This is a genomic window from Streptomyces humidus, from assembly GCF_014649655.1.
GTDB lineage: Bacteria > Actinomycetota > Actinomycetes > Streptomycetales > Streptomycetaceae > Streptomyces > Streptomyces humidus.
This window is the reverse complement of sequence record NZ_BMTL01000074.1, coordinates 1-14,031: the sequence shown is the minus strand read 5'-3', so window position 1 is coordinate 14,031 and position 14,031 is coordinate 1. Positions and strand designations below refer to the sequence as shown.

2 protein-coding genes and 1 pseudogene are annotated in these 14,031 nt (G+C 72.7%); all 3 read left to right on the top strand.

Annotated elements, in window-relative coordinates; genetic code table 11:
- Positions 1-33 precede the first annotated feature (33 nt).
- Complete coding sequence (locus tag IE239_RS40550; RefSeq protein ID WP_190154462.1) at positions 34-8,076, top strand: type I polyketide synthase; 8,043 nt, start codon at positions 34-36, stop codon at positions 8,074-8,076.
- Between the two features lie 81 nt (positions 8,077-8,157).
- Positions 8,158-12,987 (top strand): annotated as a pseudogene (locus tag IE239_RS40545) (type I polyketide synthase); the annotation flags it as partial.
- A partial coding sequence (locus IE239_RS40540; protein WP_373308232.1) for a beta-ketoacyl synthase N-terminal-like domain-containing protein occupies positions 12,984-14,031 on the top strand: 1,048 nt, incomplete at its 3' end. The pseudogene IE239_RS40545 and the gene IE239_RS40540, both read left to right, overlap by 4 nt.

Below are 14,031 nucleotides of genomic sequence, written 5' to 3'. Positions count from 1 at the left end.
GTGGAGATCGGCCCGGACGCGGCGCTGACTCCGATGGTTCAGCAGACGCTGCCCGAGGCGGTCTGCTTCCCGTTGCAGCGGGCGGGTCAGGACGAGCAGTTCACCTTGCTGTCCCGGCTGGGCCAGGCGTATGAGGACGGGCTGACCGTCGACTGGACCGCACTCATCCCCGAGGCCGCCCCCGTCGACCTGCCCACCTACCCCTTCCAACACCAACGCTACTGGCTGGAGCCGGCCGACGCGGAACGGGCTCACCCCTTCCTCACCGATGTGGTCCAACTCGCCGACGGACAAGGAGCTGTGCTGTCCGGGGCCGTGTCGCTGCGTACTCATCCATGGCTGGCCGACCACATGGTCGCCGGACGGATTCTGTTTCCCGGCACCGCGCTGCTGGAACTCGCGGGTTTCGCAGTGGATCAGGTGGGCGCGCAGGCCGTGGAGGAGGTGACGTTCGAAGCGCCGCTCGTGATACCCGAGACGGGCAGCGTCGCCCTGCAGGTGACCGTCTCCGCCCTGGACGACGGGCGGTGGAGTTTGGCCGTACACGCCCAGACTGAGGACGGCTGGACCCGGCACGCCGTGGGTACGGCCGGGTTGGCTGAGGACGCGGCCCCGACAACCCCGGGCAGTTGGCCGCCGGCCGGCGCGGACGCCGTACCGGTCGACACGCTGTACGACACGGCGGAGACTCTCGGGTTTTCCTACGGCCCCGATTTCCAGGGCGTGCGCTCGGTCTGGATGGGCGCGGGCGGTGACGTGTTCGCCGAGATCGAACTCGCCGACGGGGTCTCCCCCGAGGGATATCTGCTGCACCCCGCGCTGCTCGACAGCGCCCTGCACGCGCTGTTGTTCGCGGCAGACCCTGAGCCCGGTCGCGCCCGGCTGCCGTTCTCCTGGTCCGGGGTACGGGTGTATGCCGAAGGGGCCTCCTTCCTCCGGGTCGCCTTCGTCGTGGGGGAAGACGGCAACGCCTCGCTCGTCGCCACGGACGAGACGGGTGCGCCGGTGCTGAGTGCCGAGGAGCTGACATTCCGGCCGGTAGGCGCTCTGGCAGCCGTGTCCGCTTCGGCGGATGCCCTGTTGCGGCTGGAGTGGACCGAGGCCGAGCCCGCGGCGGCGCTGACGGAGAATTGGGGAGTGCTGGGCGAGGGGGCCGAGCTTCTCGCGGGCGGGGAGGCGTACGCCGACCTCGCGGCTCTCCTCTCGGCACCCGAGCCACCGCAGAACCTGCTGGTGCTCGCCGGTGACGGTGACGCGGATCAGGTCGTGAACGCGGTCCTCGACCTGATCCAGGCGGTGACCGACGCGCGGGTGCTTCTCGTCACCCGGGACGCCGTGGCAGCCCGCTCCGGCGACACCGTGACCGGACTCGCTCACGCCGCCGTGTGGGGTCTGGCTCGTACCGCGCGCGCCGAGTACCCGGGCCGCTTCCGCATCGTCGACATCGACGGCGCTCCGGAATCTCTTGCCCAGCTGCCCCACCTCATCGCGGCCGCCGAGCCGGAGCTTGCGGTGCGGAACGGACAGGTGCTGGTACCGCAGCTGGTCCGGGCCGTCGTGGAGAGGGGGGACTCTCCCGTCCTCACCCCCGACACCACGGTGCTGATCACTGGCGGGACCGGTGGGCTCGGAGCGCTGCTGGCCCGTCACCTCGTCACCCGTCGCGGTGTCCGTGACCTGGTCCTTGTCGGTCGCCGGGGTGAGCAGGCGCCCGGCGCCATCGAGCTCAGGACCGGACTGGAGGCCCACGGCGCGACCGTCCTGCTGGCCGCCTGCGACGTGGCGGACCCGGAGCGGCTCGCGGAGTTGCTGGCCCGCATCCCCGAAGAGCGGCCACTGGCCGTTGTGCACGCGGCCGGCATCCTCGACGACGGTGTTCTCGCCGCCCAGAGCACGGACCGGATCGCCGCCGTGCTGCGCGCCAAGGCCGACGCGGCCCGCCACCTGGACCTCCTCACCCGCGACCGTGACGTGCGTGCCTTCGTGCTCTTCTCCTCCATCTCCGGGCTGGCCGGCACCGCCGGACAGGCGGGCTACGCTGCGGCGAACACGGTCCTGGACGCCCTCGCCCAGCACCGGCACGCCCGAGGGCTGCCCGCTGTCTCCCTGGCCTGGGGGCTGTGGGAGCTGGGCATGGGCAGCAAGCTGGGCGCGGCCGACCTGGCGCGCTTCGCTCGCATGGGTGTCGCCCCCATGCCGGCCGACGCGGGCCTGAGTCTCTTCGACGACGCCCTGCACGGCGACGCGCCGCTGTACGCCCCGCTGCGGCTGGGTGCCCCGACCGCCGCGGACGAGCCGGCCTGGCTGCTGCGTGGCGTCCTGCCGGCCGCTCCCGTCCGGCGTGCGTCCGGCCGTGCGACCGCCGCGGCGCGGGTCCCGCGCGGAGCCCTGTCCGAGCGGCTGGCGGCGCTGCCCGAGGCCGAACAACTCGCCGCCGTACGGGAACTCGTCGACGAGTCGGTGGTACGCGTCCTCGGCGCGCTGGATCCGGGGGTGCTGCGCCGCGCCTCGTCCTTCAAGGAGCTGGGCTTCGACTCGCTGACGGCGGTCGAGTTCCGCAACCAGCTGAACGCGGCGTCCGGCCTCAAGCTGTCGCCGACCCTGATCTTCGATCACCCGTCGCCCGACGCCCTCGCCGCCCACCTGCGGGACGAGGCCGTGGGGAAGGCTGTGGCTGAAAAGCCCACTGCGGCGGGCCCGGCGGCCGATGACGAGCCCATCGCCATCGTGGGCATGGCCTGCCGCTACCCGGGCGGTGTCGCCTCGCCCGAGGACCTGTGGCAGTTGGTCGCCGACGGTCGGGACGCCATCGGGGACTTTCCCGTGGACCGGGACTGGAATATCGACGCCCTGTACGACCCCGAGCCCGGCAAGCCCGGCAAGACCTATACCCGGCAGGGCGGGTTCCTGCACGATGCGGCGGAGTTCGACGCGGAGTTCTTCGGGATCTCGCCGCGTGAGGCGTTGGCGATGGATCCGCAGCAGCGCCTGCTGCTGGAGACCTCGTGGGAGGCGCTGGAGCGGGCCGGTATCGACCCGACCAGCATGAAGGGCACCCGCACCGGCGTCTTCGCGGGCGTCATGTACCACGACTACGGCTCCTTCGACCCGATCCCCGAGGAGGCGGCCGGACACCTCCAGATCGGTACCTCCGGCAGTGTGGTCACCGGCCGGGTCGCCTACACCCTCGGACTTGAGGGCCCGGCCGTCTCGGTGGACACCGCATGCTCGTCCTCCCTGGTCGCCCTGCACCTCGCGGTGCAGGCCCTCAGGTCCGGCGAGTGCTCCTACGCCCTGGCGGGCGGCGCCGCGATCATGTCGAGCCCGGTCACCTTCCTGGAGTTCAGCCGACAGCAGGCACTCTCCGCCGACGGCCGCTGCAAGGCGTTCGGCGCGCGCGCCGACGGCACCGGCTGGGGCGAGGGCATCGGTATGATCCTGCTGGAGCGGCTGTCGGACGCCCGGCGCAATGGACACCGTGTGCTGGCCGTCGTCCGGGGCTCGGCGATCAACCAGGACGGCGCATCCAACGGGCTCACCGCCCCCAACGGCTCCTCCCAGCAGCGGGTGATCCGGCAGGCGCTCGCCAATGCCGGACTGAACCCGCAGGACGTGGATGCCCTCGACGCACATGGCACCGGCACGCGCCTCGGTGACCCGATTGAGGCGCAGGCGGTCATTGCGGCGTATGGGCAGGGTCGTGAGCGGCCGTTGTGGCTGGGGTCGTTGAAGTCGAACATCGGTCATACGCAGGCGGCGGCCGGTGTGGGTGGTGTCATCAAGATGGTGATGGCGATGCGCCACGGGGTGCTGCCGAAGACCCTGCACGTCGACGAGCCGACTCCGCATGTGGACTGGGCCGACGGCTCGGTCGCTCTGCTGACCGAGGCTCAGGCGTGGCCGACTGAAGGGCGCCCGCGCCGGGCGGCCGTCTCGTCCTTCGGGATGAGCGGCACGAACGCGCACGTCATCCTTGAAGAGCCCGAGCCCGAGCCCGAGCCCGAGCCCGAGCCCGAGCCGGTGGCGCAGTCGGAAACCACGGTGGACGTGGTGCCCTGGGTGCTCTCCGCCCGTAACGAGGCCGCCCTGCGTGACGGCGCCCGGCAGTTGCGGGCCGCCGCCGACACCCTCGACCCGGTCGCGGTCGGCCGCGCACTGATCACTGGACGGGCCGCGCTCGAACACCGGGCTGTCGCCGTCGGCCGCGATCGCACCGAACTCCTCGCCGCGCTCGACGAGATCGCCGACGACGAACACCACCCCGTACAGAGCGGGCTCGGACCGGTGTTCGTCTTTCCGGGCCAGGGCTCCCAGTGGGTCGGCATGGCCGTGGAGCTCCTGGATCACGCCCCCGCGTTCGCCGAGTCCATGGCGGCCTGCGAGAAGGCGCTGAGCGAGTTCGTCGACTGGTCGCTCACCGAGACCTTGCGCACCGCGGACCCGGAAGGCGTCCCGTTCGAGGGCCGCGACGACGTGATCCAGCCCGTGCTGTGGGCGGTCATGATCTCCCTTGCGGCCCTGTGGCGGTCGTACGGTGTCGAACCCGCCGCCGTGATCGGGCATTCCCAGGGCGAGATCGCCGCCGCCTGTGTGGCGGGTGGCCTGTCGCTGGTGGACGGGGCCCGCGTCGTCACGGCTCGCAGCCGGATCGTCGGCACCGCGACGGGTGGGCGCATGATGTCCGTGTGGCTCTCGGCCGACGAGACCCGCGAAGCCCTCGCCCCCTGGGACGGTCGGCTGGAGATCGCCGCCTTCAACGGGCCGCGTTCCGTGGTCGTCGCAGGCGACGAGGACGCGCTCGGCGAGTTCCAGGCGGTCTGCGAGGAACGTGGCATCCGCACCCGGCTCGTGCTCGTGCTGTATGCCTCCCACACCCGTCGCATGGACCCGCTCATGGACGTGCTGTCTCCTGCGCTGACGTCCGTCCGGCCCCAGCCGGGCACCGTACCGTTCTACTCCACGGTGACCGGCGGCCTCCTGGACACCAGCGAACTAGGCGCCGACTACTGGATACGCAACCTGCGCGAGCCGGTTCTGTTCGACCCGACCGTGCGGAGTCTGATCTCGGACGGACACACCCTGTTCATCGAATGCAGCCCGCACCCGCTCCTCACCGTCGGCGTCGAACAGATCCTGGAGGACGTGGAGCGCCCCGGAACGGCGGTGGCTTCACTGCGCCGGCAGGAAGGCGGGTTGTACCCATTCACCCGTTCCCTCGCCCAGGCGTACGAAGCTGGCGCTCCCGTGCGCTGGGAGAGCCTCCTGCCCCCCACCACGGCACACGTCGACCTGCCCACCTACCCCTTCCAGCGTGACCGCTACTGGCTGCGTACCCCCGCCGCCCTCGGCGACTTGGCCGCCGCCGGGCTCACCACCGCCAGTCACCCCTTCCTCGGCGCGGGCCTGGACCTCGCGGGGCAGGACGACACGCTCGTCCTCACCGGTCGTCTCTCCACGGACACCCACCCCTGGCTCGCCGACCACGGCGTCGGCGGCACCGTCCTCCTCCCCGGTACCGCGCTGGTGGATCTTGCCCTGCACGCCGGAAGCCTCGTCGGCTGCGGCACGCTGGAGGAACTCACGCTCACCGCGCCCCTCGTTCTCACAGGCGGTGACGGTGTGCGCGTCCAGGTCGTGGTCGGCGCCCCCGACGCGGAGCGCCGGCGGCGGGTGACCGTCCACGCCCGCCCGGCGGCCGCTGACGGCGAGTGGACCCGGCATGCCGAAGGGGCCCTGTCTGATCGTGTCGGCGCGCTGTCGGCCGCACCCGCTCTGTGGCCGCCGGTCGGCGCCGTGCCGCTGGCCGCGGCCGACGACACCGATACGTACGAGCCGCTGCTGGCCCGGGGCTTCGACTACGGCCCTGCCTTCCAAAGGCTGCGCTCCTTGTGGCGGCGCGGCGCCGAACTGTACGCCGACGTGGCCCTGCCCGACGGTGTCGTGGCGGACGGCTTCCTCGTCCACCCCGCGCTGCTCGACGCCTGCCTTCACGCGCTGCTGCTCGGCGGCGACGGCGAGAGCGGGCCCGTGCTGCCGTTCGCCTGGGGCGAGGTCCGCGTGCACCGCTCCGGCGTCCGGGCGGTACGTGCCATCCTGACCCCCGCCGAAGGGGGCACCTCGGTCCGGCTCTTCGACGGCGACGGCGCGCCCGTGGCCGAGGTGGGTCTGCTGACGGTCCGTCCGGCGCCGGACGACCTCGCGGCGCCCGGCGCCCCGCGCGGTGACGGCGAGCTGTTCGTGCTCGGCTGGACGCCGGCCGAGATACCTGCCGCAGTGCAGGACGGTCTCTGGGCGGCGCTGGGGGAGGGTACCGACCTCCCGCTCGACGGACCGGACGTGGCGCCCGCCGTACTCGTCTTGCCCCTGGGCGGCACCGACGCCACCGCCCCGGAGGCCGTGCGCACCCGTCTGGAACACGTCCTGAACACCGTACGGGGCTTTCTCGACGACGCCAGCCGTGAGGACACCACGCTCCTCGTTCTCACCCGGGGCGCCGTCACCACCGACCCGGGCCGGGAGCCCTTGACCGACCTGGCCGGTGCCGCCGTCTGGGGGCTGGTCAGGGCCGCGCAGACCGAGAACCCCGGCCGGATCGTGCTGGCCGACCTGGACGACGCCCCTGCCTCCTGGCAGGCGTTGCCCGGCCTGCTCGCGGAGGACCTTTCCCAGGCCGCCGTACGGGATGGACACGTCTTCGTCCCCGAACTGGCTCCGGCCGACGACGATGGCACATCGGCCCCGGATCCCGAGGGCACCGTCCTGATCACCGGCGCCTCCGGCACCATCGGCGGCCACGCCGCCCGGCACCTGGCCGCCCGGCACGGCGTCCGCCACTTCGTCCTGCTCAGCAGGCGGGGCGCTGAGGCCGATCCGGTTGCCCGGCTGATCGCCGACCTCACCGAACTCGGCGCGCACGCCGTCGCCGTCGCGGGTGACGTCGCCGAACGGTCGACCATCGAGCGGGCGCTCGCCCAGGTCGACCCCGCGCACCCGCTCACCGGTGTGGTCCACTCGGCCGGCGTCCTCGACGACGGCATCGTCCGAGAAATGACCCCGGACCAGATGGACCGGGTGCTGCGCCCCAAGGCGGTCGCCGCCTGGCACCTGCACGAGCTGACCCGCGAACTGGCCCCCTCGCTCCGCCTGTTCGCCCTTTTCTCCTCCGCCTCCGGTCTCTTCGGCGGCGCGGGCCAGGGCAACTACGCGGCGGCCAACGGCTATGTGGATGCTCTCGCCCAGTTGCGCCGAGACCAGGGGCTGCCGGGCTCCTCCGTGGCCTGGGGCCTGTGGCGGGAGGCCAGCAACATGACCGGCGAGCTCGGTGACACCGACCTGGCCCGCCTGGCTCGTTCCGGTATCCGGCCTCTGGACAGCGAGCGCGGCATGGAGCTGTTCGACCGCGCCCTGGCGGACGGGACACCCGCGCTCACCGTGCCCGTGGCTCTCGACTGGACGGCTCTGCGCACCCTGCGGCGGACCGGCGCCGCCGTACCGCCGCCGCTGGCCGCCCTGGCCGGCCCGGCACCAACCCGCGCCGAGAACAGCGGTGGCCTCGCCCAGCGGCTGGCCCGGACCACCCCTGCCGAGCGCGAGCGAATCCTGCTCACGCTGGTTCGCACTCAGATCGCCGAGGTCCTCGGCCACGGCGAGGCCGGCCGTGTGGAGCCGGACCGCGCGTTCAAGGAACTCGGCTTCGACTCCCTGATCGCCGTCGAGCTCCGCAACCGCCTCAACAAGGCCACCGGGCTGAGGCTTCCTGCCTCACTGGTCTTCGACTACCCCACTCCGGCGGTCCTCGCCGCCCACATCGTCGGCCGTCTGGACACCGGCAGCGCAGCCGCGGCCGACGGCCCGGGCAGCCCGCTGCTGGCCGACCTCGATCAGCTCGGTACGGTCCTGGCTCGGCTCATCCCCGCCGATGCGGAAGAAGCCGAGATCACCGCACGGCTGGAGCGCATCCTCACACTCTGGCGCGGTCGCCGCCCCGACCAGGGCACCGCCCCGGACGACGCCGACATCGACCTCGCCTCCGACGAGGAACTGTTCGGCCTGATCGACGGCGACCTCCAGCCGTGACACCCGGCCCCCGCTCTTTCATCCCCACTCACGTCACGCGGTGCTTCCCGAGGAGTACGACACATGGCCGCTGAAGACAAACTTCGCAGCTACCTCAAGCAGGCAACCAAAGACCTCGTCCAGGCCCGTCGGCGCCTCGCCGAGTTGGAAGGCACCGGCGAGGAGGCCGTCGCGGTGGTCGGCATCGGCTGCCGCTACCCCGGTGGCGTGACCAGCGGCGATGACCTGTGGGAACTGGTGCGCTCCGGCACCGACGCCATCGGCGGCTTCCCCGAGGACCGGGGCTGGGACACGGCGGCGCTCTACCACCCCGACCCCGAGAACTCCGGCACCGCCTACACCCGGCAGGGCGGCTTCCTGCACGACGCCGCCGGATTCGACAACGAGTTCTTCGGGATCTCGCCACGCGAGGCGCTGGCCATGGATCCGCAGCAGCGCCTGTTGCTGGAGACCTCCTGGGAGGCGCTGGAGCACGCGGGAATCGCCCCCCACACCCTGCGGGGCAGCCGCACCGGAGTGTTCGCGGGCGTCATGTTCCAGGAGTACGGCCCCCGCCTCGCCGATGCGCCGGAAGAAGTCGAGGCATACCTCGGCACTGGCGTCACGGGCAGCGTGGCCTCGGGCCGGGTGGCCTACGTACTGGGCCTGGAGGGTCCCGCGGTGACGGTCGACACCGCCTGTTCGTCGTCGCTGGTCGCCCTGCACCTGGCCTGCCAGTCGCTGCGCTCGGGGGACTCCTCCCTCGCGCTGGCCGGCGGCGTGGCCGTCATGTCCAGCCCCGGCATGTTCCTGGAGTTCTCCCGGCAGCGTGGTCTCGCCCCGGACGGGCGCTGCAAGGCGTTCTCCGCCGATGCCGACGGCACCGGTTTCGCCGAGGGCGCGGGTGTCCTGGTGCTGGAAAGGCTGTCGGACGCGCGGCGCAACGGTCACCGCGTCCTGGCCGTCGTCCGTGGTACGGCCGTCAACCAGGACGGGGCGTCGAACGGTCTGACGGCCCCGAACGGCCCTTCCCAGCAGCGGGTGATCCGGCAGGCGCTCGCCAACGCCCGGCTGGAGCCGGCCGACGTGGACGTGGTCGAGGCGCACGGTACGGGTACGCGGCTGGGCGATCCGATCGAGGCACAGGCGGTCATCGCGACCTACGGACAGAATCGCCAACTCCCCGTTTGGATTGGCTCGTTGAAGTCGAACATCGGCCACACGCAGGCCGCCGCCGGGGTCGGCGCCGTCATCAAGATGGTGATGGCGCTCCAGGCCGGCGTCCTGCCCAAGACCCTGCACGCCGACGAGGCGACCCCGCGGGTCGACTGGACCGAAGGCGCCGTACGGCTGCTGACGGAGCAGCAGGAGTGGATCACGCCGGATGGCCGGCCGTGCCGGGCCGGGGTCTCGTCCTTCGGGATCAGCGGCACCAACGCCCACGTCATCCTTGAACAGGCCCCGGCGGACGAGCCGCCCCGAGACGAGCCCGTCCCCGCCCTGCTTCCGTGGGTCCTGTCCGCCCGCACCCCCCGTGCCCTGCGCGCCCAGGCCGAACGCCTCCTGCCCGTCGTGGCGGACGCGGACCCCGCACAGGTCGCCCGCACCCTCGCCACAGCCCGTACGCCCTTCGAACACCGGGCGGTCGTCCTCGGCACCGGCACCGGCCGACTGACCGAGGGCCTGGCCGCCGTCGCCGCTGGCACCCATCCGCTGACCGGTCTCGCACCGGACGTCGCCCGCCCGGTGTTCGTCTTCCCCGGCCAGGGCTCGCAGTGGGCCGCCATGGCCACCGAACTCCTCGCCGAACATGAGGAGTTCGCCCGCTCGGTACGCGCCTGCGACCAGGCGCTGCACGAGTTCACCGGTTGGTCGGTCGAGGCCGTGCTGCGTCAGGACCCCGACGCGCCTTCCCTGGAACGTATCGACGTCATCCAGCCGGCGCTTTTCACCGTCATGGTGTCACTGGCCGCACTGTGGCGGTCCTACGGCATCGAACCCGCTGCGGTCGTCGGCCACTCCCAGGGTGAGGTCGCCGCCGCCCACGTCGCGGGCGCCCTGAGCCTGCGGGACGCGGCCCGCATCATCGCGCTGCGCAGCCGGGCCTGGTTGACCCTGGCCGGGCGCGGCGCCATGGCCTCGGTGTCCCTGTCCGCCGAGGACACCACCGCACGGCTCGTCCCCTGGGGCGAGAAGCTGGCCGTCGCGGCCGAGAACGCTCCCGGGCTCTGCTCGGTGGCGGGCGGCCCCGACGCCCTGACCGAGTTTCTCGACACCCTGACCCGCGAGGGGATACGGAGCAAGCGCATCCTCGGCGTCGACACCGCCGGCCACACCCCCCAGGTCGACGGGTTGCGCGACCGCCTCCTCGACGAACTGCGGCCGGTCGCCCCCGAACCGCCCCTGGTCCCCATGTACTCCACGGTCACCGGACGCCTCCTGGCTGACGACGAGCCCCTCGACACCGCCTACTGGTACCGCAATATGCGCGAACCGGTGCTCTTCAAAGCCGCCGTCACCGCCCTGCGCGCCGCGGGCCACAACACGTTCATCGAGGTCAGCCCGCACCCGGTGCTGATCCCGGCGGTTGAGGAGACCACCCAGGGCGCCGCCCGCACCGTGCCCACGCTGCGCCGTGACGAAGGCGGCACCGACCGGGTCGTGTGCTCCCTCGCCGAGGCGTTCCTCGCCGGGGCGCCGGTCGACTTCAGCGCCCTGCTGCCCGGCACCAGCCGTGCCGACCTGCCCACCTACCCCTTCCAGCACCAGCGCTATTGGCTCGCCCCGGGCGGCCCCGCGACCAGCGGCGACCTCGGCACCGCCGGGCTGGCACTCGCTGGACATCCGCTTCTCGGCGCGTTCGTCAGCCTGCCGGACTCCGAGGGCGGCGTGTTCACCGGACGGCTGTCCCTGGACACCCACCCCTGGCTCGCCGACCACGTCGTCGCCGGCGCCGTGGTCTTCCCCGCCACCGCCTGCGTCGAACTGGCCCTGCACGCCGGTGCCGCCCTGGGCTGCCCCGCCGTGGCCGAACTGACCATGGAGGCGCCGCTGGTCCTGCCCGAACAAGGCGCCGTTCGCCTGCGGGTCACTGTGAGTGCACCCGACCACGAGGGACGGCGCGGCGTGAGTCTCCACTCGGGCCCAGCGGCCGACGACGACTGGACCTGCCACCTGCGTGGCGTCCTCACCCCCGCCGTCCCCGAGCCGGTGCCCGCCCCGGCGTCCTGGCCCCCGCCCGGCGCCGAACCTGTCGACGTCCCCGCCCTGCGCGACCGCCTGGCCGCCCGCGGCTACGGCTACGGCCCGGCCTTCCACGGCCTGACCGCGCTCTGGCATGCCGGAGACGACCTGTACGCCGAGGTCACCCTCCCCGAACCCGCCGGTACCGACCCCGCCTACCGGCTCCACCCCGCTCTCCTGGACGCGGCGTTGCAATCCCTGCTCGCCGTCACGGACGAGGGCGAACCGGGCTACCGCATGCCGTTCCTGTGGACCGGCATCGCCCTCCACCGCGAGGTGGGCAGGACCCTGCGCGTCCGACTCGCCCCAGGTGGCACCGGCCCGCTGACCGACGAACTGTCCATCACCCTCACCGACCCCGACGGTCACTCCGTCGGCCGGATCGGCTCCCTCGTCATGCGCCCCGTCGACCCCGCCCGGCTGCGGCTTTCGGGCGACCCGGCCGCCCTCTACGAGACGGCCGACGCCCGTCTCACCCGACACACCCCGCCGACCGAGGCGTCCTGGCCCGCACTAGGCCCCGACCACACCGTCCTGCTCACCTACGACACCGTCAGCCGGCCGGTAGCCGAATGCCTTGCCCGCCATCTGGCCCACGGCCTCGACGTGGGACACCTGCTGCTGGCCGGCCCGGACCCCGAACCGCTGCGGGTCGTACTGGAAGCCGCGGCCGCCACCGTGACCGCCGTCCCCGGAGACCTGGCCGACCGGGACGCGGTCGACGCGCTGCTCACCACCCACGGCGTCGACATCGTGATCCACACCGCCGCGTACGACGCCACCGCCCTGGAAGAACTCACCAGGGAGCTCCCTCTTTTCGTGGCCTCCCCGGTCACGCCCACCCTGCCGGATCCCGGTGCGGCGGACCTGCTGGCCGGGCGCCGGGCGGCCGGTGCCGCCGGGCTCTCCCTCACCTGGGTCACCGGTCCGGCACCGTATGTCCTGCCCCTCTCCCCGGGCCGGATCGCGGACCTCTTCGACGACGCTCTACGCGCTGCCGCGCCCGGCCTGGTCGCCGCCGCCCTCGATCTGCCCGCACTGCGCATCGCCGCACAGCGCGGGCAGAGCGTCCCCGAGCCGCTGCGCGGCCTGGTTGTCGCGCGGACCGCGCCGACCGGCGATCCGCAGGCCCACCCGGACGCCCCCGCCTGGCGCGAACTGCTCGCCACCACCCCCGCCGACGAGCGCGAGGAACTGCTGACCGACCTCGTCCGCGGCGAGATCGCCGCCGTCCTCGGCCACCCCGACATCTCCGGCATCGACGCCGACCGCGCACTGAAGGAACTCGGCTTCGACTCGGTCAGCGTGGTCCGGCTCCGCAACCGGCTCGGCACCGCGACCGGGCTGGCCCTGCCGGCCACCATTGCCTTCGACCATCCCAACGCCGCAGCCCTCGCCCGCCATCTGAGCGAGAACCTGGCTGCCGACCACGCCCCGCAAGACGCTGAGCCGTACGACACCCCGCCTGACTCCGCGCTCGACGACAACGACGTCCGCCGGGCCCTGGCGGCCATCCCCTACGAGCGGCTGCGCTCCTCCGGACTGCTCGGCGAACTCCTCACGCTGGCCGGGACCGCCCCGGCCGCCGAGGAGCGGGACCACCGCCGCGACCAGATCGAGGAGATCGACGACATGGACCTCGACAGCCTGGTCGGCATGGTGCTCGACCGTGGGGGTGACGAGCAGTGACCACGAGCGACAACCCTCAGGAGACCACCGTGAACCGCACTCCGGACCGGCAGAACGCCTCCCCGTACCAGTCGCAGCACAAGGTCGTCAGGGCACTGCGGGAGGCGGTCAAGGAGAACGAGCGGCTGCGGGCCCGCAATCGCACCCTCGCCGAGGCCGCCGAGGAGGCGCATGCCCCCATCGCCATTGTCGGCATGGCCTGCCGCTACCCTGGCGGCGTCAGCTCCCCCGAGGAGCTGTGGCAGCTGGTCGCCGACGGCACCGACGCCGTCTCCGGCTTTCCCACCGACCGTGGCTGGGACCTGGACACCCTTTACCACCCGGATCCCGCCCACTCCGGCACCTGCTACACACGGCAGGGCGGCTTCGTGTACGATGTGGGCGGCTTCGACGCCGCATTCTTCGGGATCTCGCCGCGCGAGGCCCTCGCCATGGATCCGCAGCAGCGCCTCCTGCTGGAATCGGTGTGGGAGGCCCTGGAACGGGCCGGCATCCCGCCGAAGTCGCTGCGCGGCCGCAAGGTCGGAGTCTTCGCCGGCACCAACGGGCAGGACTACTCCGCTGGCCTGCACGACGTGCCGCGCGCCGTCGAGGGCCATCTCGGCGCCGGCGTCGCGGCCAGCGTGCTGTCCGGGCGGGTCGCCTACGTGCTGGGTCTCGAGGGCCCGGCAGTCACCGTCGACACTGCCTGCTCGTCCTCCCTGGTCGGCCTCCACATGGCCTGCCAGTCACTGCGCTCCGGCGAGTCGACGCTCGCCCTGGCCGGCGGTGTCACCGTGATGTCCGGTCCAGGCATGCTGCTGGAGTTCTCCCGGCAGCGCGGTCTCGCCCCGGACGGGCGCTGCAAGGCGTTCTCGGCCGATGCCGACGGCACCGGGTTCGCCGAAGGCGTGGGCGTGCTCGTCCTGGAGAAGCTGTCGAACGCGCGGCGCAACGGGCACCGCGTCCTGGCCGTCGTCCGTGGTACGGCCGTCAACCAGGACGGTGCATCCAACGGACTGACCGCCCCCAACGGGCTGGCCCAGCAGCGGGTGATCCGGCAGG

Coding starts and splice junctions, on each gene's coding strand:
- IE239_RS40550 (WP_190154462.1), top strand. CDS start 34: ATGGTTCAGCAGACGCTGCCCGAGGCGGTCTGCTTCCCGTTGCAGCGG.